Origin of the sequence: Dickeya dadantii NCPPB 898 (assembly GCF_000406145.1) — a bacterium.
Lineage (GTDB): Bacteria > Pseudomonadota > Gammaproteobacteria > Enterobacterales > Enterobacteriaceae > Dickeya > Dickeya dadantii.
Genome location: NZ_CM001976.1, coordinates 1,994,684 through 2,020,048 on the forward strand (window position 1 = coordinate 1,994,684; position 25,365 = coordinate 2,020,048).

Sequence of the window (25,365 nt, forward strand, 5' to 3'; positions counted from 1 at the left end):
GATGGGAAGACGTTGGCAACAGGCAAGACAACAGCTGCGCCGCAACCGGCCGGCGCAGCTGGCGCTGGCGGTTCTGGCGGTGTTCGGCGCGACGTCGGCGCTGGCGTGGCTCAGCCCGTGGGACCCGAACGCCATGGCGATTCAGGCGCGGATGCTGCCGCCGGATGGCGCACACTGGTTCGGCACCGATGAATACGGCCGGGATTATTTTACCCGCGCGCTCTACGGCGGGCAGATTTCGCTGATGGTGGGCGTGCTGGCGATGGTGTTTTCCACCCTGATCGGCACGTTGGTGGGGACCGTCAGCGGTTACATTGGCGGCCGTCTGGATACGGTGCTGATGCGGGCGGTGGATATGCTGATGTCGATCCCGGCCTTCTTTCTGCTGCTGGTGTTGAATGCTTATCTTAAGCCGGGGGTCGCCAACATTATTCTGATCATCAGCGCGCTGACCTGGATGAGCCTGTCGAGGCTGGTGCGGGCGGAAACCCTGTCGCTGAAAGAGCGGGAGTATGTGCTGTACGCGCGCGCCTCCGGTGAACGGGCGTGGCGCATCATCCTGCGTCACATCATCCCCAATATTCTGCCCACCATTATGGTGGCGGCGACGCTGAATATCGCCTCGGCGATCCTGATGGAGTCCACGCTCAGCTTCCTCGGGCTGGGCGTGCAGCAGCCTAACGCCTCCTGGGGCAGTATGCTCAACAACGCGCAGGCGTATATTGGCGACGCCACCTGGCTGGCGCTGTTCCCCGGCGTGCTGATTCTGCTGACGGTGCTCAGTTTTAATGTGCTGGGCGATGTGTTTCGCACCGCGTTTGAACCGGGAGCGCAACGTGATGAATGAGGCCGTGATGAGCCATCCATTATTGGCGATTGAAAACCTGCGTACCTCCTTTTTTACCCGCGCGGGGGAAGTGCAGGCGGTGCGCGGCGTCAGCTTCAGCGTTAACGAGGGGGAAATCGTCGGTATCGTCGGTGAATCTGGCTGCGGGAAAAGCGTCACCTGTAAATCGGTGATTCACCTGCTGGGCGGCAATGGGCGTATCGTGGGCGGGCAGATCCGCTTTCGCGGCGACGATCTGGCCGGTTACAGTCCGCAGGCGCTGCGTCGATTACGCGGCAACGATATCGCTATGATTTTTCAGGACTCAATGACCGCGCTTAATCCAGTGCTGACGGTTGGGCGGCAGATGCGTGACATCCTGATGCGCAATCAGCAACTCGATAAAAAAACCGCCCGACTACGGGCGATCGCCATGTTACAGCAGGTGGGCATCGCCCATGCCGAGCAGCGCTACGATCAGTATCCCCACGAATTCAGCGGCGGCATGCGCCAGCGGGTGATGATCGCCATCGCGTTGTCCTGCCATCCGGCGCTGCTGATTGCCGATGAGCCTACCACCGCGCTGGACGTCACGATTCAGGCGCAGATTCTGCGCTTGCTTAAGCAACTGCAACGGCAGACCGGCGCCGCCATCATGCTGATTACCCACGATTTGGGAGTAGTCGCGCAGCTTTGCTCGCGGGTGGTGGTGATGTATGGCGGTCTGGTGATGGAAGAAGGACGCGTGGAAGATATTTTCTACCGACCGGCGCACCCTTACACCCGGGGATTGCTGGCGTCGTTGCCACGGCATGACGCCGCGCGTCAGCGGTTATCGCCAATTGAGGGCGTTCCGCCGGGACTGTTGGAACCGCCGACAGGCTGCCCGTTTGCCGCGCGTTGCCCACAACGTATGGACATATGCGCCCAGCAGCCGGACCGGCGGCAGTGCGGCGATAGTCACTGGGTGCGGTGCTGGCTGGCGGATTCCGCGGAGGTGCAGCATGCCGAGTAACCGACAACCGCTGTTGCGTATCCGCGATCTCAAAAAGTATTACGACATGCGCCGGGGCTGGCGCAAACAAGGCGAGCCGGTGCGGGCGCTGGATGGCGTCAGTTTTGACATCTGGCCGGGCGAAACCTACGGGCTGGTGGGGGAGTCCGGCTGCGGCAAGTCGACCCTCGGGCGCAGCCTGCTGCGACTGGTCGAGATTACCGCCGGTGAGATCCAGTTTGACGGCGAGCTTATCAGCGCGTTACCGGAAGCGGCGCTAAAGCCATTTCGCCGGCGTGTACAGGCTATCTTTCAGGATCCTTATTCCTCACTCAATCCAGGAATGACGGTGGCGCAACTGATCGCCGAACCGATGCAAATTCACGGCTATGCGCGGGATGAGCGACAGGCGCGCACGCTGGCGTTGCTGGCGCGGGTGGGGCTGAAGGCGGAGCATTTGCCGCGTTTTCCCCATGAATTCAGCGGCGGACAACGGCAGCGCATTGGCATTGCCCGGGCGTTGTCGGTGAATCCGCAATTCGTGGTGTGCGATGAGCCGCTGTCGGCGCTGGATGTGTCGGTGCAGGCACAGGTGGTTAATCTGCTACAGGATCTGCAACAGGAACGGGGGCTGACGTATCTGTTTATCGCCCATGACCTGTCGATGGTGCGCCATATTTCGGATCGGATTGGGGTGATGTATCAGGGGCGGCTGGTCGAGGAAGCGCCGGCGGAACAGTTGTATCGCCATCCGGCACACCCATACACCCGCATGCTGCTGGCATCCATCCCGATACCGGACCCGCGAGCGCAGGCACCGGATGAGCCGGTTGCCGCCGAGCCGGACGAGCCTGCGCCGGCGATGGCTGGCTGCCCGTTCTATGCCCGCTGCATGCTGGCGAGCGAACCGTGCCGCATCGCCGCGCCGCCGTTACGCGAGCTCGACGCCGGGCACCGGGTGGCCTGCTGGCACGCGGTGCAGGAACCAGCAAGCCAGCAGTGATAATGGGCGCTGCTGGTGTTGGCCCGGCTGGCGCAAACGCTCGAACCGGTTCGCTTCAATGCGCTGAAACGCGGCATCAAGGGGATAACGCAAAAAATGCTTACCCAAACATTGCGTAAACTGGAGCGCGACGGGCTGATTTCACGCAAGGTGTTTAACACCGTACCTGTAACCGTAGAGTATGCCTTGACGCCATTGGGCTACACACTGACGGAAACCGTTGCCACGTTGGCGCACTGGGCGGAGAAGAATATTGACGCCGTACTAACGGCTCAGGCGGCGTGGGATGCCCGCCAGCAAGCGGCATCCGACGCGGAAGCCTGATGTGATGCTCATCGCTGTCGTCAGGCGATGGTATCCTGACACCGCCTGACGACAGGGTGACGTTATTTCACCGTCACCTTAATAACCGCTTCTTTATCATCAGGTTGAGGCTGTTTTTCCCAGGGGCGGGCATAGGACAGGTCGATTTCGCCTTCACCGGCTTTCACCGCCTTGAAGTGAAACATTTCATGACCGCCGCATCCCACTTTGTCGTGGCAGTCTGCGCCGGGTTTGTAGGTTTTGCCGGTTAACACGGCGACGTCAGGCAACTTTTTAATCGCCCAGGTATAACCGGTGCTGGGATTGGCCGGCAGCGTCACTTCAAACTGCTCACCGACTTTGACTTCTTTATGCTGATTATCGACAGCGGGTGCCGCCATCACGCTCAATGGAAATAACAAACCAATTGCAAGGGCGAGTTTTTTCATGCGTTACTCCAGAGATAATTATGAATGCAGTAAGATAGGGCCTGTATATGGGTGTTCATGGCCCCTGTTTTTGCATGAACAGGCAATGGTGCTCGCGGCGATAATTAATGTAATACAAGGAAAAAATATTATTTTTCAATAATAAAAGTGATTGGGAGTTGGTTGATCGATAAATCATCTCTAATGGCATGCTCTTACCTCACTAATAAGGTGGTTATAATGTCTTATAAGGATGGCATAAGTTTTTAAAATGGCAATAAACACTTTTTTATGTCGAGAGGACCGCTTTGGCGATGAGACTATCCTTTCCATAAGGATATATTTTGTTTTTAAATCGTATCACATAAAATAATTCATTCTGTGTTTTTAATTTTGATGGTTTATTTTTTATCTTTATGATTCTTTGAGTGAAAGTTTTAAGTCGGTTGCAGCGAAAATATAAAAAGGCAATGACTGGCGAATTAAATAGCAGCCTTCAAATTATGCTTGTTTTGAAATCTTGAGCGTCTTGGTTTGCATCGGTTTTCAGGGCCAGGATCAGACGAAGCGCTTTACTTTCATCGATGTGGAAATGAGCTATTAATGGGATAGGCGCTAAACCCTTCACCGCATCGACCTCTTTATCCTTTTGTCGGTAGCAGAAATGGTGAAGGGTGTTATCAGCGTGAAAACCGTTAGTCATCAACGAAAAAACAGGGCGATTAACGCAGTCGATGCCGGTATCGCCTGAACGTAAAGTATTTTCCTGCTGGCCGTCACTGCACCAAAAATCCCGGCAATCAACACGCAGACCAGAAAAAAGACAGTGACCTGAATTCCGCTTTCACCCAGCCATAATCCCCAAAGTAAACCTGCCGCCAGAAAGCCGTTATACAGCCCTTGATTTGCCGCTAACGTGCGGGTGCTGCGCGCAAAATCAGCATGGAGATTAAATGCTTTTCGACCGATTTCCGTATCCCACAAAAACATTTCGAGCACAAGAATATAGAGATGTATAACAGCAATAACTGCGACAAGGATATTGGCTAACACGGGGACCCCTAATGGATGAGAATAAGTACAGGGAAGTATAGATAATTATGGTAGGTGAGGCATTGGGTCTGAGCTAATACAGCTCAGTGAATCCAGATTGAACGCCTGGTATGCCGTAACACATACCAGGCGTTTTCATTTCAGACTTATTCGTCGCGCCAGCCCATCGCCGGAGCAACATGTTTCAGTATGGACTCGATAACGTGCACGTTGTAATCCACGCCCAGTTGATTCGGCACGGTTAGCAATAATGTATCCGCTTCGGCAATCGCTTCATCCTGTTTCAGTTGTTCGATCAGCTTGCTCGGCTCTGCGGCATAGCTGCGCCCGAAAATCGCGCGGGTTTTCTCATCAAGGAAACCGACCTTATCGCTGTCGTCACGGCTTGAACCGAAATACATCCGGTCACGTTCATCCATCAGGGCAAAAATGCTGCGGCTGACCGAGACACGTGGCGTGCGTGTATGCCCGGCTTCTGCCCAAGCTTCGCGATACGCACGGATCTGTTTTGCCTGCTGAATGTGGAAAGGTTCGCCTGTTTCATCGTCTTTCAACGTGGAACTTTGTAGGTTCATGCCCAGTTTTGCAGCCCACATCGCGGTCGCATTCGAACCAGCGCCCCACCAGATGCGGTCGCGTAAACCGTCTGAATGAGGCTCAGGGCGCAACAGGCCCGGCGGGTTCGGGAACATTGGCTGTGGATTGGGTTTCGCAAAGCCTTCTCCACGTAACACGTCCAGCAGCACTTCGGTATGACGGCGCGCCATATCAGATTCGGTTTCCCCTTCGGAAGGGACGTAACCAAAATAGCGCCAGCCATCAATCACCTGCTCCGGGGAGCCACGGCTGATACCAAGCTGTAAACGCCCGCCGGAGATCAAGTCCGCTGCGCCCGCATCCTCCGCCATATACAGCGGATTTTCATAGCGCATATCGATAACACCGGTGCCGATTTCAATACGCCGGGTTTTCGCGCCTATCGCCGCCAGTAGGGGGAACGGTGAACTGAGCTGGCGGGCAAAGTGATGCACCCTGAAATAGGCTCCGTCTGCCCCCAGTTCTTCGGCGGCAACAGCCAGATCGATGGATTGCAGCAGTGCGTCAGCGGCCGAACGGGTTCCCGATTGCGGAGACGGCGTCCAGTGACCAAATGACAAAAATCCGATCTTTTTCATGACGTGTTTATCCTGGTTTTCAGGGGAATTATCAGCAGGCGGGCACTATTCATGATGAAGCAAACCTGCGCCTGCCTTGGGTTATCCCTACTTTACGCATTACCTGATGAGATTAAATATCAGTTGTTTAACATAATGCATCAAATAAATTGATTGAGAGGGGAGGGACGTGCTCTGGATATGCCAATAGGTAAGGTCTGAATGGCGTTGTTTCGGTATCACAGGGATGAAGTTGTCATGACAAACACATGCGATTTGGCATATATTAAATTTCGTGCTGGAGGATTTCATGACTACCTTGACCCCGCTGGAACTGTTTAAGGCGTTATCTGATGAAACCCGCCTTTCGATCGTGCTGTTGCTGCGAGAAGTGGATGAGTTGTGCGTGTGTGATTTGTGTGAGGGGTTACAGGAACCTCAACCCAAGATCTCCCGTCATCTTGCACTGTTGCGCGATGCCGGGCTGTTAGTGGATCGCCGCCAGGGTAAATGGATTCATTATCGGCTTTCACCTCATGTCCCTGCCTGGTGCGCCACGATTATTGAGCAGGCATGGTTGAGTCAGCGTCACACCGTTGCTGGCGTGATAAACAGACTTGGGCATCAGCGGGTTTGCGAATAAAAAATTTATCCTTATATATTTGTTATTTCATATATGTTGATGGGAGCATGGCATGTTACTGGCTGGAGCCGTTTTTATACTGACGTTAATCCTGGTCATTTGGCAACCTCGTGGGTTGGGCATCGGCTGGAGTGCATCGTTTGGGGCTGCGCTGGCTTGGGCAACCGGGGTGATTCACTTAGAAGATATTCCCGTGGTATGGCACATCGTCTGGAATGCGACTACCACGTTCATTGCGGTGATTATTATCAGCTTACTGCTCGATAAGTCGGGTTTTTTTGAGTGGGCTGCGCTACATATGGCGCGCAGAGGTCAAGGGCGGGGCAAACGCTTATTTACTTTGATGATTGTGTTGGGGGCATTGGTCGCCGCGCTGTTTGCCAACGATGGCGCCGCGCTGATCCTGACGCCGATTGTGGTGGCGATGCTGGCAGCGCTGGGTTTTAGCCGCGCCAGCAACGCTGGCATTCGTGATGGCGGCTGGCTTTATTGCTGATACCTCCAGTTTGCCGCTGGTGGTGTCGAATTTGGTTAATATCGTCACGGCGGATTACTTCCGCATTGATTTCAATACCTATGCGCGGGTGATGATCCCGGTGGATATCGTTGCCGTCGTTGCCACATTGGGTGTGTTGCACCTGTTTTTTCGCCGGGAAATTCCAGTCGATTATGATTTGGGCAAGCTTACAGATCCCGCTGCGGCGATTCGCGATAGACAGACATTCAACGCAGGATGGCTTGTTCTGGCACTGTTGTTAAGCGGCTTTTTCGTGCTGGAACCGCTGGGCGTACCCATCAGTCTGGTTGCGACTGTGGCAGCGGTAATTCTTTGGCTGGTAGCCCGAAGCGGGCAAATCATTGATACCGGCAGTGTACTGCGTGGCGCACCCTGGCAGATTGTGGTGTTTTCACTGGGCATGTATCTGGTGGTGTATGGTCTGCGCAATGCCGGGCTCACGGATTATCTGACACGCGTGTTGAATGATTTTGCCGCGCAGGGACTATGGACTGCGACAATCGGCACCGGTTTTCTCACCGCATTATTGTCATCGGTGATGAACAATATGCCGACGGTCCTTATCGGCGCGCTGTCGATTGACGCGTCTTCGGCTGATGGCGTAATCCGTGAGGCCATGATTTACGCCAACATTATCGGCTGTGATTTAGGGCCCAAACTGACACCCATCGGCAGCCTTGCCACGTTGCTGTGGTTACATGTGCTGGCGCAGAAAGAGATTCGTATCAGTTGGGGATATTACTTCCGCGTTGGCGTCGTGATGACGTTACCGGTGCTGTTCGTGACGCTGGCGGCGCTGGCGCTGCGTCTTTCTATCTGATGGATGTGGCGGCTCACCGCAGGCTTTTAAAGAGAATTAGGCAATGACAGAGATTACCATCTACCATAATCCGGCGTGCGGCACATCCCGTAATACACTGGCGTTAATTCGTAATAGTGGTGTTGAACCAACCATCATTCACTACCTTGAAACCCCACCCTCCAGAGAGGAACTTATTGGGTTGATTATCGCGATGGGCATTAGCCCACGTATGCTGTTACGCCAAAACGTCGAGCCTTATAGCGAGTTAGGGCTGGCCGAAGATAAATTCAGCGATGAACAATTGCTCACCTTTATGCTGACTCACCCCATACTGATTAATCGCCCGATTGTCGTCACGCTGCTCGGCACCCGGCTATGCCGCCCGTCAGAAGTGGTGCTGGATATCCTGCCTGATGCACAGCAAGGCGCGTTCGTTAAAGAGGATGGAGAACACGTCGTCGATAAATTAGGCAAGAGAATAAAATTGAATTGAAATCATAAAGGCACAGAAAATGGGCGATAAAACTTATTTGAAATCTATGTGTTAATGCTGGGATGTACCGCATCCCGGCACGTCTGATTCTGGCGTGTAGCCATGCACGCTCTTTGTTTCATGGCAGCGTCCTCCTCGTTTAAGGGTCGCGTTGGATTGACCCATTGAACTCTCGGCGTGAACCGAACGTACTAGCCATAAAGTGTGTAGATTCAGCCAGAATACATTGTAAATTAAGACTAAATCAAAATGCGCTAATCAATGGGGAGCAGGTCAGCCAGAAGTGCTCTTGCTTCCTGCAAGTGCTTATGGAACCGGGTAGCGTAGTCCCCGGCGACGGCCGTCTGAATACTAGGGCGCTTAGCCAGTGCACGACGCCAATCCGCCACTCGATTTAGCCCATCAAACACAGGGTGGCTGGACTCAACGTTAAGTATGTCGAAGTAGCGAAAAACTGGAGCTATGGCAATGTCTACCATACTGAGCTCTTCTCCGGCGAAATAAGGGCCATCCGATATTTCGGCATTAAATCGTTCCAGTTTTCCTCTTAAAGCTGCGGATTTGGCAAGGGCTGTCCGCGGGTCGGAGGCGTTCAGAAATCCCCATGCATCCGACAGCGTGGCAGATACGAATTCAATCCATGCGCGGTGTTGTGCTCGGAGTAACGCATTCATTGGATGCAGTGCTGGTTCGGGGTACACATCCTCGAGATATTCGCAGATTGCGATGCTCTCGAATAGAACGGACTCACCCCCATGGCTGTCTGGAACTTTGAGCAACGGAACCTTGCCCGTTGGCGATATCGCAAAAAACCAGTCTGGCTTGTTTTGAAGATCAACATTAATCCTCTGAAAGGGAATGCCTTTTTCGAGCAACACGATGGCAACTCGCTGAACAAATGGGCATAAATGGTGGCTGATGAGTGTCAACTGTGATTGGGACATGGGAAGACGCCTAATAAAATGATAGCCCACCGCCACGAATGGGAGCGGGCCGTGTGGAAGATAAGGTTTATGACTTCAGGAAATCCTGGGTCGTCATTGCATTACCGTAAAACGGCAAGATACGTTTCTGCTGCTATCGCTGGTCGCTAGAGCGAGCGACCGCCATCGACGATAATTTCCGAGCCGACCGTCCATCGTGATTCGTCTGAAGCCAGGTACAGCACAGCCTTGGCCACCTCCTCGGGCGTACCGAAGCGGCCGAGTGGGATGGTTGAAATGATGTCTTTGTTGACCTGCTCGCGATAGGCATCGGGAATTCCGAGCTTATCGTAAAGCGGCGTTTCGATCGGGCCAGGGCTGACAGCATTGACGCGAATACCGCGTGGGAGCAATTCGGTTGAAAGCGTCTTCGCCATGTTCAGGAACGCAGCCTTTGTCGCCCCATAGACCGATGAATTTGCTGCGCCGACGTGTGCATTGACCGATGTATTAAGCACTACTGATGCGGGGTTTGCGAAGAGCGGTAGCAATGCCTGCATCAGGAAGTACGGCCCCTTGACGTTAATGTCGAAGGAGTGATCGAACATTTCTTCCGTCCACTGTTCGATTGGCAACCAAACGGATACACCCGCATTGAGAAAGGCGATATCGAGCTGACTATAGTGAGCCTGGACGGTATGCGCCAGTTCCTTCTGCGCTGCAATACTGGCTGAATCAGCGCGCAGCACCGGAACCTCACTCCCCAGTTCCGCCTGGGCGTTTGCGATTGACTCCGGATTGACTCCTGTAACAATCACGCGCGCGCCTTCAGCGAGAAACTGTTTGGCTGTTTCAAGGCCGATGCCGCTGGTGCCACCGGTAATGAGGGTGCGTTTGCCTTGCAATCTGGACATGACATTCTCCTTTACGTTATTGGCGATCAGTCGTTGTGCTGACCTGCCTGGTGGAGAACTATGCACTCATGCCTAAATTTTGATAAGATTGCCTTTTTAGATATATTTCATGCCTATTTTGCATAAATCAGAGGTTATGAATGGATCGATTACTGCTGATGACATGCTTTGTCCGGGTTGTTGAGACAGGAAGCTTCTCGGCTGCAGGGCGCGCCTTGGGTTTAGGGCAGCCCAAAGTCAGCCGTCATGTAGCGGCGCTGGAAGATCATTTACAAACCAGACTGCTTCACCGATCAACGCGTAAGCTTGCCCTCACGCCGGAGGGAGAGCGCTACTATGCAGAAGCCCGACGTATTCTTGACGCCGTGGAAGAATCAGAGTCGTCGTTCAGAGAGAACGTCGCCCCGTCCGGATTGTTACGTGTCGCATGCCCGACCGCGCTAGCCCATACATTCGTGGTGCCGCATGTACCCGCCTTCTTAGAACGATATCCAGAGTTGACGCTCGAGCTCCAGATCAGTGACCGCTACGTAAATCTGGTCGACGAGGGGGCTGAACTGGCGATCCGGATCGGGCATTTAGAAGACAGCACATTGCGTGCCCGGCACCTGGGGTTGTTCGAACGCGTATGCGTCGCCAGCAAGGGATACCTGGCTAAACGCGGAATCCCCAATACTCCCGATGATCTAAGAATGCACGATTGTTTGGTCTACACTCTGTTGTCGACAGGCGCCACATGGCGTTTCCGAAATGCCGATATTCCCGTTTCTGGCAGGCTTAGGGTCAACTCACCGGAGGCCATACGAGAATGTGTCAATGCGGGACAAGGGATCGCTCAGGGGCCAGAATGGCTATACGAGGAAGGGCTGAAAAATGGCAATTTGCAGTTGTTGCTGAGGGACTACACGGCTCCGCCTGTGCCCATTCAAGTCCTTTACGTTGCCGCCCGGCTTCTTCCCAAGCGGGCCATCGTATTCATGGATTTCATCGCCGAGATATTTGCAAAAACTCCAGCACTGAACAACGGAAGAGATCAAGATGCTTGCGCGGTGGTACGCACTGAAAATGGCGTATGATGCTGCGTACTTTATTGCGCACCGTTTTGCTGTAACCCGTGAACGGTCAGACTTACCACTCACCATGTGGACGATAAATGCCAGTGGATATGGAAAATGCGTAAGATCTGAATGGTGTTGTTTTCTACACGGTAGGGGATATAGGGGATGATGCGATAGCACCCGTTCGTGCGTCTGGAACGCGCCCCGGTCGCCCCATTGATGGCCGCTCCGGCAGGAGTTGCGTTAATCATCTGACCTCACTGACAAACTGGTCAGCTGCTTGCGGGTTATCTTGTGTAATATGGTGGCATTCGGTTGGCGGCTATGCGTCGCCATTTAATTTCCATGCCACGAGAGAGGTTGAATTTATGGTTTAAGTATTTATTTATATTGCATTAATTATAGGTTTGTTTTTTATCATATAACTAAACGTATAACTAAAACGAAAAGTCATCCTGAAAAATAGTCTGCGCATGACATTAGGGTTTCGTTTGATACGCTGATTTTTAGCCCTAGATGCGTTGTACATTTAATTTTGCTTTACGACGCTCCAACACCATCATTTTTCGGGTGTGTTGCCACAGAATCCCATCGAGCAACATAAACTCACGCCATTCTGCTGTACCTAAAGAAAGAGATTTGTGCATCAACTCACCCACACGTTCGGCAAGGAGCAGGTTTCTTACTCGTAGCAATTGCAACGGCGTGAATCGCCCATTATTACCAACCAAAGGAAAGAATGCCTGGCGGCTGCGTTCCCCATGTTTCACGGCATTGGTGTTACCAACGGGAGCACCTGCGCCGATACGTTTCCCGCCCCAGCCGGACGATCTTGATTGTTGGTTATGTTTTTTGTTGTCTTTCATGGCTGCGTGGCGATTAGTTAGTGGATGTATGTTCGTCAAAATTCAGAAAGGCAGTTGTTCACCATTTCGCGGGTAAACGCCTGTGCGTATGAAAGACGCGCAGAATCTGGATCATATTATCTTTCACTTGGTAGGGTATGATGTAGGGATAGTGCGTTAACACTAGCTCACGCGTTCCTGGCACACGGCCTGGCCTTCCCATTGCTGGCTGTTGCGGTAGTAATTCCGTTAACCGTTGGACTTCATCTACGAACTGGCTGGCAGCCAGTGGATCGTCTTGCGCGATATAGAGGTACTCGGCTTCCAAATTGGCCGCGGCTTTACGCAGCCATTTAATTTCCATGTCTTACCGTACCTAACTTTTTAAACAGATTGTTCATCTCATCTGATGAGACAAAATCACCCGCATCGGCTTCTTTAATAGCCTGCTCAATCTCTGCTATCTGCCAGGCTTCCCGCGCAAGATAGTCTTCAATAGCTTGTCCGGCCAGAAAAGAGCGGGTACGTCCCGTAGCTTTAGCCAAGGCATCAAGCTGCGCGGCTGTTTCATCATTCAATCGAACGGACATAACGCCCATGTTAACACCTCACTACATTGTATGTTTTGTATACATTGTAGTGAGGTGAGGGGAGAGAGACAAGTGGTTACTCAATGGTATTTGGGATGTTGCTCTCTATGCAGGTATGGATTAGCCTCTGGAGTCTGTTAAGAGTTGTGAGTTCAACCGATGGATGCAACACCTTCGCCTGAAGGTGTTTTTATCCAAACATAGTATCGCTAACTTAATTTATTTTCTAAGCGGAGTATTAATCATTTTTTTCTTCATTTTGAATAACAACTCCTTTATTTCTTAAGAATTCATCAACCTTTCTGTTTAACTCGACATCTTCATCTTCAAAGCTAGCATCAGTATCATCTAATTCGGATATTAAATTACTTTTAAATGTTTCAAAATCGCGCTTAAACTCCCAGTTCTGAAATTGTTCGGAGGCATAAACAATAACCCTGTCAATTATTCTTGCTCCGATCGATAATGTTTTCGCACTTGATACAGCTAAAGAATGCACAAGTGAAAAATATTGAGGATCTGATAATGATTGCGTCGATGCTGTTATGTCAAGAAATTTATGAGGAGATACAACCCATCCGGCATGCGATGCTTCTTTGCTAACTTTTATCATGGTATTGTCAAAAGTTAAGATTATCCAGTGAGCATTCGAATCAGTTATTTCGTTCTGGGTGAATTGCAAAGCCCACAAATCGTGATCCATAAGATAAGGCGATTTAGTCTGGTTGCGTGACTCCAGATAAGTATTATATTCATGCTCGAATTGGGCGCAATCTCCATTTTGATAAAATGGAATATCTATAAATTGAACGCCTGATTTACTTAATATAGATTGAATGTCAGTCATAACAAATCTTACCCAATCCTTCCAGTTATCCCGTTCAATAAGGACGGCGGAACTGAAAGTTTTTAAATAATCAAAAATATTATCAGGAACTGTTACTCCTTGTAATTTTAGTGCGTAATAATTAGCGATGAAGGCATTTTTAGAATATTGTAGCTCTTCGGGGTTTTCATAGTCCTGAAGAAATGAATACTTCCGAGCCATTAACAAATGAGAGGCGCATTCATTAATGTAAAAGAATGGGATAAACGGCATAGCATCTAGTTTTAATGCTCGTTTTATGGCTTTTTTGCTAATATTATAAAAACCATCGATATTTCCATTGTAAAGGCAAGAACATATCCAGTGGATAGCTACTGTAGGCTCGACTAAGATATTAAAATCACTCCACCTACTTGCTCCGAGAGCTTTTGCAGAGGTTATTGTATTTTTACCCTCTAAAGCTACATATATAGATGCTCTAGCAAGTTTAATTATGAGAGGATGATTCGATGCGCTTTCAAGTATAGCCAGAGCAGCCTCATTAGCTTTTTTATTTGTTAGGCCTGATTTATTTTTTATATAGTCTCTTATGCTTATTTTTGTCTCTATTTCTGTGATTGAAAAATGACTCAATACTAATCTTAGCCTTAACATCTGACAAAAGTTCAAGTTGGTTTGATATGTAAGAGTCAGCAATGTAAATGCTTATTTCCTTTGACTCTTCCAAAGTCCAGTTAACTTGAAAATCTTCCCGCATAATATCTATTTGGACTGCGGCGAGATCACTTAACTCTTTCTCGTAGATTCTTTTTCTGGCTTCGATATCTTGACTTGAACCTTGCGAAAGTCCGATTAATCCTTCGTCATTCCGCTGTAATAGGGATTTTGAGAATAAAGCACCGATACGTTTCCTTAAGTATGATTCTTTATCTGACTCAACATTAAGAAATTTGATGACATTTCCTACCAATTCATCTTCTTGTAGGTTTTTAGAGTCAGATAAAATAAAAAGTATTGTATCATCATATACACCATCCCGCATGTATTTGACTTCATTTGACATCACAGTATAACCATGAAGCGCCATTTCTCTATAATCTGGATTGCTTTGAAATGATCTAGGAAGAGGATAATTGGTTTCATCCAAAAATTTATTGAGAAGATTTCCGTCGAGCAAAAACTCGGCAATGTGCCTAGCACTAAAAAATGAAACTTGAATTTCTAGCTCTTCATTATATTTCCTTTCAAACTTTCTGCACTCAACCTCACTAACGTTGTTTGTTGTGAAAAAATAAAATCTTCTGGCTGAAAGTTTTTCAACTGCCTTCAAGATATCACTACCTAGTTTTTGAGGGATTTTTTCTTTTTGAGTAGTGAGTTGGTAAATCGTGTTAGTCCTAATCCCATCATTACTTATATTTATAAAATCAGCGCCGCCATCATTAGAACCATCAACATTTATTGCGTTGATTTTAAAATAGTCTTTAAGGACTATTTTACAAGCCGCATCAAAGAAATTCTTACTCAACCCGCGAATATGGTTAACTAAAGTATCGTGGTCCATGCGTGCCCTCTTCTATGAAGTTAATAAAACGAGCTTGAAGATATTCACTGCTTTGTTTGAAAGTATTTGGTTATTATAGGACTAATATATCATTATTTTAAGCTTGGATGTGTTCTAAACGCCCACTTTGGCACATAGCAGACCGTCGAGCTTAGCTGCTCTCCAGTAGTGATTGACTCTGTCATAGATCGAAATTACTCCCAATCTATCATTTCAAGCACACTCCCCACACCATCCCCCGCCGCGCCGACCACGAAAAAACCTTAGCATTTCGATACATGCGTACCGACCAAAAAATTGATTTCAAATTGAATAAAATGAGGCGTGGCGCGGGTTGAAGCGAGGTACGCAGTTCGCACAGCAATGCGTACAATTGCGTATGAACTGCGAACCACATTGCGAATTTTACCGTAGCTGTTCAGTGTCGTTTTGCGCACTTTCTTGCTGGGAATGCTTTTAACCCATCATGATTTTTGTGTGCGCAAATTCTTATAGATAAGCAAAAGTAGGTCGGTTCGGTAGATTCAGTCGGTTCACGTAGTCAACTGATTGATAAATAGGGTGATTATTTTCAGAATTGAACCGACCTATGGGTAGGTTCACGCGGTGTGAAAGTCGGTTCATCAAGCCAGCCAGAAAAAGGGCGTTTGGTTAGGTCGGTTCAAAATGGCTAAAGTCGGTTCAGGGTCGGTTCACTATTCAAATAAAAATAACCATAAATCAATGTATTAAAATAATGAACCGACTGAACCTACCGAACCGACCTTATTTTACCTTACGCGTGATTTACTCTTCTTCGTCGTCGAGTGTCATGAGCACCACAAAGCGCGGCTGCTTACCGTCAATGCGCAGTGATTTACGTGTAATGCCTTTGGCGGGTTTATCCAGCATTCCGGCATCGGCCAGCACCTGCGCAAACGCGGCGGCATTGGCACCAGCGGCAATTTCGTTATTGAACACGGCGGGGAAGGTGTGAAACACCAGCGTATCGGCTCCTGGCTTTTTCACCCGATACCCCGCCAGATCCTTGATGGGTAAATCGCGTGGATCTGGATTGGGATGCGGTAAATAACGGCTGTAGCCAAACTGGTGCAAAAAGGCATCAGCCTGTTCTACCCAAGCTTTGGCCTCACGGTTGCCCATGCCAAATTCATTTACCCAGGCATAGAAGCTATGCTGTAACGCATCGTGGCATTCTTGCGCTGTCCAACCAGTTAAAGAGGCTGAGAGTAATAAAGCCGCCTCTAATACGGCAAAACGTGACGCCACCCGCCGCACTTGTTCGCTGGCATCATCGGGCAAGAGTGACAACCAGCGTCGCTCTGTTTCGCGGTAGGTTGCCAGCGCATTTTCTTTCTGGCTGGCAAGGTAGGCGATCCACTCTCGACCGACCGCGCCATAATGGGCGTTGCTGGCATCACGGATCGCGTCAGCATGGGCTTTGCCATCCTGATAGCTATGAAATACCGTCGCTTTGGTGATCGGGACATTCAGCAGGCGTACCAATTGACCGGCATTCACTCGCCCACCGTCAGCGCGGATATAGCTTTCCAGATCGATCTCGCCGGTACTGAATGCCATTGCTCGCCAGCGTTTTAACTCTCGGTTGCCGCCTTCTCTGGCTCCCTGAATCTTACCCACGCCGTTAAACAGCGCATAGGCGGCATCGGCCACGGCTTTGCGATTGCTGCCTTGCCCGATTTCATCCAACGGCATAAAGCCGTCATTGTGGGCGGCGGCTTCGTTCACCAGCCCCAACGCGGTGGAATACCACGTTAGTTTAAGCGCATTAGGATCGCCATAGACAGAAGAGGCGATATTGCCGGTGGTGGTTTTGCCCGCAGATGAACCGCCAAACAGGTGGACGCCGAACCCGTCCGCGTTTGCCAGCCCGATAAGCGGTGCGGCAAAGGCGCAGGCGATCCCCAGCATCATGGAGGGATTACCCTGTGCCAGCGCTGCGACGTTTTCACGCCAGCTTTGCGCCGTTCCGCTGGTGGTATAACCTTTGGCGGCACCTGATTTACCGTTGAACAAGACGGGAATACTTGGTGTACCGATAACGGAACCATCCGGCATCAGGTATGCGCCATGCTGCCAGCCGGTCGCGCTGGCGATTGCCCAGCGACAACCCGCATGACTGCGACACACGTGATCGGCCAGTATTGCCCGTAACCCGCCTTTGGCCGTGACCGCCAGCCCACCTGCACGCAATCGCGCCCAGCCTTCACGTTCTCCAATATCTCGCATTGGAATGGCTTCGGTACGGGGTTGGCTCTCACCGCTTGGTGTCCAGCTTAAAACCAGATAACGCTCTGACTCATCTGATCCGATACCCGCTACCGTAATAGGGTCAGACAGCCAGCTTTCACGCTCGATAATGTCGCCGCTGTCATGGTCAGTCTTCGGCTCTACCCAATACAGCCCGCCATGACGAATGGCTGCGTAAGGTTTTAAGGGGGAATTGGAAGACGGCAGCGGCTTTTGTCCTGGTTGATAAAGTGAGGCAGCAAAGGCCAATATGGATACCGCCGCGCCATGTTGTTGGTAGTAATCATTCCAGTCGGCTTTTTCAGTGGTGGGCGGGAGCGCGACCCAACCGTTTACCGCCAGTGCCGCTTTTTCAGCCGCGATTTTTCCCGTGTTGTTACCATCGGGTTTACGATCATTATCCGCAGCAAGGATGATTTTGGCATCCGGCCAGACAGCACGGCAAGACCGCGCAACGTGAATCAGATTCCCGCTATCTAATGCGCTGATAGCGACACCTTGCATCAGTAACGATGCCGTAATTGCCGTGGCGTAACCTTCGGCAATGATCACTGTGTCCGTGTGTTCAGGTAGGGTATTAACGGGAATGAATGCACCTTTCTTGCGGCTACCGGCAATCAACTTTTTCTCGCCATTAGGTTTGATTAGCTGTGCGCCGGTGGGAGTGCTACCCATGTTTTGCAGCACCAGCAACAGAGAACCATCATCTAAGAGTAGTGAGGATCGTTGCAGCCCCTTATTCAGCAGATAGGCAGATTGGCCGGATACCGCTTTCGACACCAGCGAATTCACCCGTTTGATAATCGTGCGATTATCAGGCTTCTCACTGGCGGGCGTAACGACCGGCAACGGAAGCGCCAGCACCTCAGCGACCTGTTCCGCTGCTTGTCTCGCGCCACACTTATTCACTTTCATCACCAGATTTAGTCCGGTTCCTGCACCGCAGTGAGAACAAAAATAGGTGCCTCGACCTTCTTTATCGTCAAAACGGTAGCGGGTATTCCCGCCACAGTTGGGACATTCACTTTCCTGCCGATTGGTCGGGATGCCTAACCGCTGCAAAATCCCCTCCCAATGGTCGTTGGCTTTTGTCCGCACGTCTTGAATAAACGTGTTGCTCATGCGGCCTCGTCCTCCTGCGCTCGGTGGAGCGCATCAAGCCGCTCGGCAAGAATGAACATCAGGATCTCTTTTGCCTGCGGCTCCCTTAACTCCATGATGGCATAAGCCAACGCACGACACTGATCGATCAGTTCTTCCTGCTCCAGCGGCGTGTTATCAAACATGGCGCACCTCCTGGGCGGGAAGACGAGCAGCGAAAGCGAATGTGAAACATGGAGACAGCATTTGCCGTGCTTCCTGCTCTGAATAGGATTCAACGGATAGGCGACAAAACGTTTTTGCCTGCGAAGAGTAGGGCAGTACCAGAAAGCGATACTGAAATTTAAGGCGAGTTTGGGTAGACTGTGAATCAGCCATGACGTTACTCCTTTTAACGCTGTGGTCAGAAGCCCGGTATGTGTTGCTGCACTGCCGGGCTTCGTTATGTTAACCTTGAATTCAATCAAGGTGTGCGCACAGGATAGTTCTTGGTGTGCGCACACGTCAAGCGCTTTAAATTTCAATTTTTCAGGCAGAGTACCGTCAGTGTCTTTAACGGAGTTAGGCATGGCTACAGGCAATAACAATAGTAAATCCACTAAAAAGGGAATCCGTTTCCCACACGAACTTATTGATGAAATTGATGCCAGTGTAGCGCGTGAAAAAGTAGACAATCCCAACGCTAATTTTTCTGCGTGGGTATTGGATGCCTGCGGACGTAAGTTAGAGGCGGAAAAAGACGATAAATCAAAACCGTGATTTGAGCGTTTTTCTAAATAGCTGATGTGCTGATTTTTGGCGTAACAATGCCCGTTCCAGCCAGCGCCAGATTTTTGGATCATCATATTTTTTGATTCCGATATGCCGCTATCGCGGCAATAAAAATGGATGTGTTGGCTTATGCGGTTTCGGTTTGCTGGTCACGTTCGGCAATGCGTTGCCTCAACCAGTCGCTAACTTCATCCTCGAACCAGCCTACGCGCCGTAAGCCAACCCGAAACCCTTTGGGGAATTCTCCGGCATTGATCATTTCCTGAAAGCTGCTGTCCGAGCTAACGCGCAGAATGGCTTTCACTTCTTTCTTTAACAGGATTTTTCTGTCTAACAGGTTCATAGCGATATACCTCATCAATGACCGGTCGTATCCGGTCGATGAGGCTATTCAATAACAGAGTGAGGGAATTGGCATCGCAACGAAAAATAGATTTTCGCTGCAAATTTAACAGTTTGATTTATAAAACTTATTCGATTCTGAAAAGTAGTTATCCAGAGTGCGGCTTTTGATGTTCTCCGTATTCTCGACTATTTCTAGCTTCAAGCTATCTTGTGTCCATCTTTTTGATTTGGTCGATGTATTTTTTAGTGCATCAATAATCGCGCCAATAACGAAAAGGCTTTCATTCAGATTGAGATCGGTATATTCATCCAACTGCTGCTTTTCAAATTGCTCAATATTTACGCGACGAAATACAAATTCGACATCACGTAACCCATCTGCGGGATAAAACGATGAGTGATAATTATCTGGTGTTACGAATTCTTTTCTTTTTTCATCAAATAATCTTAGCTTTCCTGCATCATCCATTTTGTATCCAACAGCTTTCTCAATGAAAGGTTCGACTATGCTGATATATCGTTCGTCATCAATTAAAAATGGTCCATCCAGATTAATAAAGGTTGCTGGCTCTCTTCCTTGGTGAATAGAACAAAGATGCAAAACATCCAATACTTCAGCCCCTATCATCGGTAGATCATAGATGCCTGTTTCAAGGCGAAACACTTCCCCATATCGAGACATGCGTATAGGCATCCTATTTGATATTGTCTCAAGTGCATCATCCAACACATGAGGATTTTCCTTAAGCATTCCTTTCTCTAATAAGAATTCGTTAAACCCTGCTAAAAGATCTTTGCTAAGAGGGCTCTTTTTTTCAGCCCACATACCATAGCGATTTTTTTCTATTAACGCTGAAATGATGATGTGACCATCAAGTGCAAGTTGAAGACAGTCTGCAATGGATACTTCTTCCTGAAAGCTGGTGGTCAGTCTGCGGGCGGTTTCTTCTAATGTTAACCACTCTTTGAGCTTAAACAGCTTTTTCATGATGCTCCCTATCAGTGAATCTTGTGCCAGTTGACGGAGAAAAGCATTCAGGTATGGGGTTCTCGGTTCTGCCTGTTTTCACCGGATAACGACATTTTAGGAGGGCAATTAACAGGAATCAATAATTAACTGTATATAAATACAGTGTCAGCTATTGGCGATGCGTAATCCTCTGGCTCCTTCCGACGCCATGACTTTTCCCGTTGCGGCTGTTTCCACAAATTCCCCCCACCAGCACATCAATACCTTGCGTTGTTCCAGATAGGTGGAGCGGTTATAGGCGCGGCGTACTTCGTTAGTATCAACGTGGGCGAGGGCGGCTTCGATCACGTCTGGCGAGAAGCCTTCTTCATTGGCGGCGGTGCTGAATATGGCGCGTAGGCCGTGGGATACCAGCACGCCTTTGTACCCCATACGGCGCAGTGCGGCGTTAGCGGTCTGGCTGTTCATCGGCTGCTTAGGGTCTTTACTGGAAGGAAACAGGTATTCCCGGTGGCCGCTGATGGGCTTCATGGCGTCCAAAATGGCTAATGCCTGCGGGGGCAGGGGAATAACATGCTCACGGCGCATCTTCATGCGGCCGGCGGGGATTGTCCAGGTATTCTCTGTAAGGTTTATCTCGCTCCAGCGGGTTTCAGCGGCTTCGGCAGGGCGGGTAACGGTCAGTAATTGCCATTCGATCAATAAACGAGTCTGTAGCTCTATGCTGGCGACCGATAGCGTTTTCATCAGGCCAGGTAATGCCTCTGGCCGGATAGTCGGCATATGGGTTTTCACCGGCGTCTGAAACGCTTTGCGGATCTTCGCCGCCGGGTTAGCCGGTATCAGGCCGGAATTAACGGCATAGTCCATCACTTCGTTAATCCGCTGGCTTACCCGCTTGACGGTTTCCAGTTTGCCGCTGGCCTGTATCGGTTCCAGCGCGGTGATGAAGTGACGAGCGGTAAGCTGGGTGATCGGTAAGGTTCCGATGAACGGGAAGACGTATTTTTCCAACGAACGCCAGATATCTTTAATGGTGTTCTCGGCCAGAGGTTGGGATTTTTTCACTTCGTACCAGTCAGCGGAGACTTTGGCGAACGTGTTTAGGTTGATGGCTTGCTCTTGTTCGCGCTGCTGTTGCTGGTGGAATTGCGGATCGATGCCTTTACTTATCAGCGCCTTTGCTGCTTCACGCCGCTGTCGGGCTTCGGCCAAAGAAACCGCTGGGAATGAACCAAAGCTGATTAATGCACGTTTCTTCGTATCAGGGCGGTAATAATTAAAGCGCCAGATTTTAGAGCCGCTCGGTTTCACCAGCAGATACAACCCATCCCCGTCCTGTAGCGTGTATTCCTTTTCGGCAGGTTTGGCGGCTTTGATCTCGGTATTGGTCAGTGGTGTAGTTATACGAGCCATCGTAGTTATACGCTTTTGTAGTTATATGGGGCGGTATAACTAAGCGTATAACTAAACTTTCCGGCTGTAAACGGGGTATCCCGATAGATAACAGGCAACAAAAAAAACCGCAAACTCAGTGAGAATGCGGGTTCTTGTGGGGTTTCCGGTAGTAAACGATACTAACCGAATATGTATTTGGTCGGCACGAGAGGATTTGAACCTCCGACCCCCGACACCCCATGACGGTGCGCTACCAGGCTGCGCTACGTGCCGATGCTATGGGCCGCTATACTACCGTTTCCTGACCCGATTGCAATAGCCGCCCCAAACGACTGCTTTAGATTTAGGCAGTTAGTTGGCAATAAATCGCCGTTCAGTCGTCAGTACCTGTAAGAGCAGCCCCAACTGGGGTTTTTCGTTTGGCAAAACCTTGCCGCTGGCGTCGTAAGCGCGGTAGTTGCCGTTGCGTCCCAACACAATAACCTGCTGTGGGGTGATGATGGTCAGCGCATTGCCGTCACCGTTGAGCAGCCAATTGGTGCGCCGCTCGGCGCTGAACAGATCCTCACCCTGAGAGTAATCATCGGTTGCGGTTTTCACATGCAGCAGACGCTGCATCAGCGTGGTCATCACGTCTTTCGGGTCGGTCATCTTGCTGATGGTTTGCGCCGGGGTATCCGGCCAGTGTACCACCAGCGGCACCTGACGATGCTCACGGTTCATCGGCGACGGGTCGTCGTCTTTGAGACGTTCAGCGCTGCTCTGTTCGGCCGTAATCACCACCACCGTCTTGTCGAGCAGGTTTTTCTCGCGCAGCGTCGTGATGATGCGATCGATCTGTTCATCAATGCTGGCGGTGCCTTGACGATAACGGCGCTGCTGTTCGCTGGCCGAAACCGGACGGCCGTTGCTGCCTGCTTCGCTGTGGTTGAATTCGATAAACGAGAACCAGGGCGAGCGAGCATCGGTATTGTTGTCCAGCCATTTGGTCCACTGGGTGGTAATGGTCTCATCGCTCTGCGGTTGCGCCGGCGGCAGCGAAAAGTCGGACAACAGTGCCTGACGGTAAAGCGGGCTGCTGAATCCGCTGGCCGAGAACAGGCCGAACTGGTAGCCCTGGCGGCTCAGCGCATTGATCAGCGCCGACGGTTTGCTGCTGCCCAGCACGCCATCCATGTAGGTGGTGGAGATCCCGTAGAACAGGTTGAACAGACCGCCATCCTGCTGGGTTCCGGCGCTGAAGTGGTTGCTGAAGCGTACGTTTTCTTCAGCGAAGCGCGCCAGATTGGGCATGGAGCGGGGCGTATCCTGATCCGGCACGCTGTCCATCACCACCAGTAGCAGGTTGTAACCGCTGCCGGCGTCGCGGAAGTTGATGTCGCTGAGTGGGTATTCCACCGATACCGCATCCGGGTTGCCTTGCAACGTCAGACGACGTTCATACTCCTGCGCGTTGAGCAGGCCATGTTTTTCCAGGAAACGACGCGCCGTCATCGGGTAGGACAGCGGCAGATTGGCGCGCTGCATGGTAATCGGGCGGTAGAAGTTGGCGTCCGCCCAGATATACATCAGGTGAGACAGGCAAAACGCCACGATGAATACCGCCGCCAGCGGTTTGGCGAAATGACGTCGCCCCAAGCTGCGCAACTTTTGCCAACACCAGGTGCCGAACAGCATCTCCACCATGAAGATCACCGGCACGCTGATAAACAGCAACTGCCAGTCGCGCACCATCTCGCTTTGTTCCGGGTTGGTTACCAGTTCCCAGACGGTCATGTTCAGGTGCAGATGAAAGCGGCTGAACACCGCGGCATCGACAATCAGCAGCGTCTGCCCGGTGGTGGCGAGCGCGGCGGACAGGAAGCGCAGCAACCGCTGCGACATCACAATAAATGTTAGCGGGAAGATAATCAGCAGGTAGGCCGAAAATCCGATAAAGCTGAAATGCCCCAGCCAGCTCACCAGCGAATAGACTCGCCCGGCCAGCGACGACGGCCAGTCGGCAACGAACAGATAGCGGCTACCCAGCCCCAGTGCGAGCAGAATGTTGAACAGGGCGAACCAGTGCCCCCAGCTAATCATCTGGGAGACTTTTTCACGGTAGCGCGGACGGTTGGTTACCATAAACGGGCCGGTATCAGTGGATGTCGTTGGTTTTTATGGACGCCTGCAACGCGTCGGCAAACGAGCCAGCCAGCGCTTCGCGCTGTTTCGGATTAGCGATGCTGGTATTGAGCAGATTGGTGACCATGTTGCCGAGCACCATCAGTGCGAGATCGGTCGGGGTGTGGTGCTTTTCCAGCACATTGACCAGATCAGACAGCAGTTGTTCGATTTGCTCGTCACTGTAACGGGATGATTGTGGCATAAAATCGTGTATCTCAGGTGATGAAAGGCAAATATATTACCGTATAGGGGCGTGGTTTTCCGCACTTTTATCAATGCGGATCGTCAGAACCGGGATGCTTTGAGTTGCATGCCGAAACGTCAGGTGCTTGAATACGCGCCTTACTAGAAGGAGAGTTTACCATGAGTCTGGATATCGACCAGATTGCCCTGCACCAGTTGATCAAGCGCGACGAGCAGTCACTGGAGATGGTGCTGCGGGATTCGCTGCTGACCGTGAACGGCGCGGTCAGCGATATGATGGCGGAACTGCACCGCGTTTACAGCGCCAAAAGCAAGGCATACGGCCTGTTTAATGAAGAGAGCGAACTGGCGACGGCATTACGTTCCTGTCGCAAAGGCGATGATGACTTTTTGGCATTCTCCCGCGCCGCTACCGGCCGATTGCGCGATGAACTGGCGAAATATCCGTTCGCCGAAGGGGGCGTGGTGCTGTTCTGTCAGTATCGCTATCTGGCGGTGGAGTACCTGCTGATTGCGGTGCTGAACAGTTGCAACAGCCTGCGGGTCAACGAACAGCTGGATATCAGCAGCACCCATTATCTGGACATCCACCATGCGGATATCGTGGCGCGCATCGACCTGACCGAATGGGAAACCAGCCCGGAATCTACCCGCTATCTGACCTTCCTCAAGGGCCGGGTCGGCCGTAAGGTGTCGGATTTCTTTATGGATTTCCTGGCCGCGGCGGAAGGGCTGGATACCAAGGCACAGAACAAAGGGCTGCTGAAAGCGGTGGATGACTATTGCGCCGATGCGGAACTGGATAAGAACGAGCGCCAGCAATACCGTCAGCAAGTGTACAGCTACTGCAACGAGCAGTTGCAGGCGGGCGAAGAGATTGAGCTGGAAGCGTTGTCGAATGAGTTGCCGCCGCTGGGCGACAAGACCTTTCAGGCGTTCACCGCCGAGCAGGGCTATGAGCTGGAAGAGAGTTTTCCGGCCGATCGCGGCACGCTGCGCCAACTGACCAAGTTCGCCGGCAGCGGCGGCGGGCTCAGCATCAATTTTGACGCGTTGTTGCTGGGCGAGCGCATTTTCTGGGACCCTGCCACCGATACCCTGACCATCAAAGGCACGCCGCCCAATCTGCGCGATCAATTACAGCGCCGGCTCGGCGGCGGCAATCGCTGATTTCTCCTTTCTGCGGCCTGCTTTCCGCTCTGA

25 protein-coding genes, 1 tRNA gene and 1 pseudogene are annotated in these 25,365 nt (G+C 51.0%); 10 read left to right on the forward strand and 17 right to left on the reverse strand.

The window, feature by feature from the left end:
- Position 1 precedes the first annotated feature (1 nt).
- From DDA898_RS09265 to DDA898_RS09280, 4 genes are read left to right on the forward strand one after another with little or no spacing between them, the layout of a single operon-like run.
- The gene (locus DDA898_RS09265; protein WP_038911035.1) at positions 2 to 847 is read left to right on the forward strand and encodes an ABC transporter permease; all 846 of its coding nucleotides are present in this window, start codon (positions 2 to 4) and stop codon (positions 845 to 847) included.
- Positions 840 to 1,841, forward strand: coding sequence for an ABC transporter ATP-binding protein (locus DDA898_RS09270; protein WP_438830421.1), 1,002 nt, complete (start codon positions 840 to 842; stop codon positions 1,839 to 1,841). The genes DDA898_RS09265 and DDA898_RS09270 overlap by 8 nt, the downstream gene beginning before the upstream one ends.
- The gene (locus DDA898_RS09275; RefSeq protein WP_038911039.1) at positions 1,831 to 2,823 is read left to right on the forward strand and encodes an ABC transporter ATP-binding protein; all 993 of its coding nucleotides are present in this window, start codon (positions 1,831 to 1,833) and stop codon (positions 2,821 to 2,823) included. Before DDA898_RS09270 ends, DDA898_RS09275 begins: the two co-directional genes overlap by 11 nt.
- Positions 2,824 to 2,838: 15 nt before the next feature.
- Positions 2,839 to 3,147: a winged helix-turn-helix transcriptional regulator gene (locus DDA898_RS09280; protein ID WP_081639240.1), complete on the forward strand. Its 309-nt coding sequence runs from the start codon at positions 2,839 to 2,841 to the stop codon at positions 3,145 to 3,147.
- 62 nt (positions 3,148 to 3,209) lie between these two features.
- Here the strand turns inward: DDA898_RS09280 and DDA898_RS09285 are convergent, their stop codons facing one another.
- From DDA898_RS09285 to DDA898_RS09300, 3 genes are all read right to left on the reverse strand, one after another.
- Positions 3,210 to 3,575 carry a protease inhibitor I42 family protein gene (locus tag DDA898_RS09285; protein ID WP_013317564.1) on the reverse strand — a complete coding sequence of 122 codons (366 nt, stop codon included), beginning with the start codon at positions 3,573 to 3,575 and terminating at the stop codon, positions 3,210 to 3,212.
- Positions 3,576 to 4,256: 681 nt separating this feature from the next.
- The gene (locus DDA898_RS09295; RefSeq protein WP_038911041.1) at positions 4,257 to 4,607 is read right to left on the reverse strand and encodes a DUF1304 domain-containing protein; all 351 of its coding nucleotides are present in this window, start codon (positions 4,605 to 4,607) and stop codon (positions 4,257 to 4,259) included.
- Between the two features lie 146 nt (positions 4,608 to 4,753).
- Positions 4,754 to 5,782, reverse strand: coding sequence for an LLM class flavin-dependent oxidoreductase (locus DDA898_RS09300; RefSeq protein ID WP_038911042.1), 1,029 nt, complete (start codon positions 5,780 to 5,782; stop codon positions 4,754 to 4,756).
- A gap of 289 nt (positions 5,783 to 6,071) precedes the next feature.
- On the opposite strand from DDA898_RS09300, the gene DDA898_RS09305 reads away from it, so the two are divergent.
- From DDA898_RS09305 to arsC, 3 genes and pseudogenes are all read left to right on the forward strand, one after another.
- Positions 6,072 to 6,404: a metalloregulator ArsR/SmtB family transcription factor gene (locus DDA898_RS09305; RefSeq protein ID WP_038911044.1), complete on the forward strand. Its 333-nt coding sequence runs from the start codon at positions 6,072 to 6,074 to the stop codon at positions 6,402 to 6,404.
- A 52-nt stretch (positions 6,405 to 6,456) separates the two neighbouring features.
- A pseudogene (locus DDA898_RS09310) lies at positions 6,457 to 7,741 on the forward strand (arsenic transporter).
- Positions 7,742 to 7,784: 43 nt separating this feature from the next.
- Positions 7,785 to 8,216, forward strand: a complete 432-nt coding sequence (gene arsC / locus DDA898_RS09315; protein WP_038911045.1) for a glutaredoxin-dependent arsenate reductase — start codon at positions 7,785 to 7,787, stop codon at positions 8,214 to 8,216.
- A 254-nt stretch (positions 8,217 to 8,470) separates the two neighbouring features.
- Here the strand turns inward: arsC and DDA898_RS09320 are convergent, their stop codons facing one another.
- Positions 8,471 to 9,160, reverse strand: coding sequence for a glutathione S-transferase family protein (locus DDA898_RS09320; RefSeq protein ID WP_038911046.1), 690 nt, complete (start codon positions 9,158 to 9,160; stop codon positions 8,471 to 8,473).
- Positions 9,161 to 9,306: 146 nt separating this feature from the next.
- Positions 9,307 to 10,053 (reverse strand): SDR family oxidoreductase, encoded by a 747-nt coding sequence (locus DDA898_RS09325; protein ID WP_038911048.1) that lies wholly within the window; start codon positions 10,051 to 10,053, stop codon positions 9,307 to 9,309.
- Positions 10,054 to 10,193: 140 nt separating this feature from the next.
- Here DDA898_RS09325 and DDA898_RS09330 point away from each other — a divergent pair, with 140 nt between their 5' ends.
- The gene (locus tag DDA898_RS09330) at positions 10,194 to 11,129 is read left to right on the forward strand and encodes a LysR family transcriptional regulator (RefSeq protein WP_050570244.1); all 936 of its coding nucleotides are present in this window, start codon (positions 10,194 to 10,196) and stop codon (positions 11,127 to 11,129) included.
- Between the two features lie 494 nt (positions 11,130 to 11,623).
- Here DDA898_RS09330 and DDA898_RS22220 read toward each other — a convergent pair whose 3' ends face one another.
- From DDA898_RS22220 to DDA898_RS09355, 6 genes are all read right to left on the reverse strand, one after another.
- On the reverse strand, positions 11,624 to 11,977 hold the full coding sequence (locus DDA898_RS22220) for a hypothetical protein (protein WP_071604524.1): 354 nt from the start codon (positions 11,975 to 11,977) through the stop codon (positions 11,624 to 11,626).
- Between the two features lie 58 nt (positions 11,978 to 12,035).
- The gene (locus tag DDA898_RS09335; RefSeq protein ID WP_038911050.1) at positions 12,036 to 12,320 is read right to left on the reverse strand and encodes a type II toxin-antitoxin system RelE/ParE family toxin; all 285 of its coding nucleotides are present in this window, start codon (positions 12,318 to 12,320) and stop codon (positions 12,036 to 12,038) included.
- Positions 12,310 to 12,555: a type II toxin-antitoxin system RelB family antitoxin gene (gene relB, locus DDA898_RS09340; RefSeq protein ID WP_038911051.1), complete on the reverse strand. Its 246-nt coding sequence runs from the start codon at positions 12,553 to 12,555 to the stop codon at positions 12,310 to 12,312. Before relB ends, DDA898_RS09335 begins: the two co-directional genes overlap by 11 nt.
- A 229-nt stretch (positions 12,556 to 12,784) precedes the next feature.
- Positions 12,785 to 14,005: a hypothetical protein gene (locus DDA898_RS09345; RefSeq protein WP_152490681.1), complete on the reverse strand. Its 1,221-nt coding sequence runs from the start codon at positions 14,003 to 14,005 to the stop codon at positions 12,785 to 12,787.
- The gene (locus tag DDA898_RS09350; RefSeq protein ID WP_038911054.1) at positions 13,941 to 14,936 is read right to left on the reverse strand and encodes a hypothetical protein; all 996 of its coding nucleotides are present in this window, start codon (positions 14,934 to 14,936) and stop codon (positions 13,941 to 13,943) included. The genes DDA898_RS09345 and DDA898_RS09350 overlap by 65 nt, the downstream gene beginning before the upstream one ends.
- A 786-nt stretch (positions 14,937 to 15,722) precedes the next feature.
- The gene (locus DDA898_RS09355; RefSeq protein WP_038911055.1) at positions 15,723 to 18,329 is read right to left on the reverse strand and encodes a TOPRIM and DUF927 domain-containing protein; all 2,607 of its coding nucleotides are present in this window, start codon (positions 18,327 to 18,329) and stop codon (positions 15,723 to 15,725) included.
- A 546-nt stretch (positions 18,330 to 18,875) separates the two neighbouring features.
- Between DDA898_RS09355 and DDA898_RS09360 the strand changes: the two genes are divergently transcribed.
- Positions 18,876 to 19,067, forward strand: a complete 192-nt coding sequence (locus tag DDA898_RS09360; RefSeq protein WP_014915000.1) for a YlcI/YnfO family protein — start codon at positions 18,876 to 18,878, stop codon at positions 19,065 to 19,067.
- Between the two features lie 139 nt (positions 19,068 to 19,206).
- Here the strand turns inward: DDA898_RS09360 and DDA898_RS09365 are convergent, their stop codons facing one another.
- From DDA898_RS09365 to DDA898_RS09390, 6 genes are all read right to left on the reverse strand, one after another.
- Complete coding sequence (locus tag DDA898_RS09365; RefSeq protein ID WP_010286533.1) at positions 19,207 to 19,422, reverse strand: helix-turn-helix transcriptional regulator; 216 nt, start codon at positions 19,420 to 19,422, stop codon at positions 19,207 to 19,209.
- Positions 19,423 to 19,527: 105 nt separating this feature from the next.
- Complete coding sequence (locus DDA898_RS09370; RefSeq protein WP_038911057.1) at positions 19,528 to 20,412, reverse strand: hypothetical protein; 885 nt, start codon at positions 20,410 to 20,412, stop codon at positions 19,528 to 19,530.
- A gap of 147 nt (positions 20,413 to 20,559) precedes the next feature.
- Positions 20,560 to 21,810: an integrase domain-containing protein gene (locus tag DDA898_RS09375; protein WP_038911059.1), complete on the reverse strand. Its 1,251-nt coding sequence runs from the start codon at positions 21,808 to 21,810 to the stop codon at positions 20,560 to 20,562.
- Between the two features lie 178 nt (positions 21,811 to 21,988).
- Positions 21,989 to 22,065, reverse strand: a tRNA-Pro gene (locus tag DDA898_RS09380).
- A gap of 78 nt (positions 22,066 to 22,143) precedes the next feature.
- On the reverse strand, positions 22,144 to 23,916 hold the full coding sequence (gene yejM / locus DDA898_RS09385; RefSeq protein ID WP_038911060.1) for an LPS biosynthesis-modulating metalloenzyme YejM: 1,773 nt from the start codon (positions 23,914 to 23,916) through the stop codon (positions 22,144 to 22,146).
- A gap of 13 nt (positions 23,917 to 23,929) precedes the next feature.
- Positions 23,930 to 24,160, reverse strand: coding sequence for a YejL family protein (locus DDA898_RS09390; RefSeq protein WP_013317597.1), 231 nt, complete (start codon positions 24,158 to 24,160; stop codon positions 23,930 to 23,932).
- Between the two features lie 161 nt (positions 24,161 to 24,321).
- On the opposite strand from DDA898_RS09390, the gene yejK reads away from it, so the two are divergent.
- Positions 24,322 to 25,332, forward strand: coding sequence for a nucleoid-associated protein YejK (yejK, locus tag DDA898_RS09395; RefSeq protein ID WP_013317598.1), 1,011 nt, complete (start codon positions 24,322 to 24,324; stop codon positions 25,330 to 25,332).
- Positions 25,333 to 25,365: the final 33 nt, after the last annotated feature.

What these genes read in the sequence shown, in the direction of transcription:
- DDA898_RS09265 (WP_038911035.1), top strand. Translation starts at nt 2, where the DNA reads ATGGGAAGACGTTGGCAACAGGCAAGACAACAGCTGCGCCGCAACCGG.
- DDA898_RS09270 (WP_438830421.1), top strand. Translation starts at nt 840, where the DNA reads ATGAATGAGGCCGTGATGAGCCATCCATTATTGGCGATTGAAAACCTG.
- DDA898_RS09275 (WP_038911039.1), top strand. Translation starts at nt 1,831, where the DNA reads ATGCCGAGTAACCGACAACCGCTGTTGCGTATCCGCGATCTCAAAAAG.
- DDA898_RS09285 (WP_013317564.1), bottom strand. Translation starts at nt 3,575, where the DNA reads ATGAAAAAACTCGCCCTTGCAATTGGTTTGTTATTTCCATTGAGCGTG.
- DDA898_RS09300 (WP_038911042.1), bottom strand. Translation starts at nt 5,782, where the DNA reads ATGAAAAAGATCGGATTTTTGTCATTTGGTCACTGGACGCCGTCTCCG.
- DDA898_RS09305 (WP_038911044.1), top strand. Translation starts at nt 6,072, where the DNA reads ATGACTACCTTGACCCCGCTGGAACTGTTTAAGGCGTTATCTGATGAA.
- arsC (WP_038911045.1), top strand. Translation starts at nt 7,785, where the DNA reads ATGACAGAGATTACCATCTACCATAATCCGGCGTGCGGCACATCCCGT.
- DDA898_RS09320 (WP_038911046.1), bottom strand. Translation starts at nt 9,160, where the DNA reads ATGTCCCAATCACAGTTGACACTCATCAGCCACCATTTATGCCCATTT.
- DDA898_RS09325 (WP_038911048.1), bottom strand. Translation starts at nt 10,053, where the DNA reads ATGTCCAGATTGCAAGGCAAACGCACCCTCATTACCGGTGGCACCAGC.
- DDA898_RS09330 (WP_050570244.1), top strand. Translation starts at nt 10,194, where the DNA reads ATGGATCGATTACTGCTGATGACATGCTTTGTCCGGGTTGTTGAGACA.
- DDA898_RS22220 (WP_071604524.1), bottom strand. Translation starts at nt 11,977, where the DNA reads ATGAAAGACAACAAAAAACATAACCAACAATCAAGATCGTCCGGCTGG.
- DDA898_RS09335 (WP_038911050.1), bottom strand. Translation starts at nt 12,320, where the DNA reads ATGGAAATTAAATGGCTGCGTAAAGCCGCGGCCAATTTGGAAGCCGAG.
- relB (WP_038911051.1), bottom strand. Translation starts at nt 12,555, where the DNA reads ATGGGCGTTATGTCCGTTCGATTGAATGATGAAACAGCCGCGCAGCTT.
- DDA898_RS09350 (WP_038911054.1), bottom strand. Translation starts at nt 14,936, where the DNA reads ATGGACCACGATACTTTAGTTAACCATATTCGCGGGTTGAGTAAGAAT.
- DDA898_RS09355 (WP_038911055.1), bottom strand. Translation starts at nt 18,329, where the DNA reads ATGAGCAACACGTTTATTCAAGACGTGCGGACAAAAGCCAACGACCAT.
- DDA898_RS09360 (WP_014915000.1), top strand. Translation starts at nt 18,876, where the DNA reads ATGGCTACAGGCAATAACAATAGTAAATCCACTAAAAAGGGAATCCGT.
- DDA898_RS09365 (WP_010286533.1), bottom strand. Translation starts at nt 19,422, where the DNA reads ATGAACCTGTTAGACAGAAAAATCCTGTTAAAGAAAGAAGTGAAAGCC.
- DDA898_RS09370 (WP_038911057.1), bottom strand. Translation starts at nt 20,412, where the DNA reads ATGAAAAAGCTGTTTAAGCTCAAAGAGTGGTTAACATTAGAAGAAACC.
- DDA898_RS09375 (WP_038911059.1), bottom strand. Translation starts at nt 21,810, where the DNA reads ATGGCTCGTATAACTACACCACTGACCAATACCGAGATCAAAGCCGCC.
- yejM (WP_038911060.1), bottom strand. Translation starts at nt 23,916, where the DNA reads ATGGTAACCAACCGTCCGCGCTACCGTGAAAAAGTCTCCCAGATGATT.
- DDA898_RS09390 (WP_013317597.1), bottom strand. Translation starts at nt 24,160, where the DNA reads ATGCCACAATCATCCCGTTACAGTGACGAGCAAATCGAACAACTGCTG.
- yejK (WP_013317598.1), top strand. Translation starts at nt 24,322, where the DNA reads ATGAGTCTGGATATCGACCAGATTGCCCTGCACCAGTTGATCAAGCGC.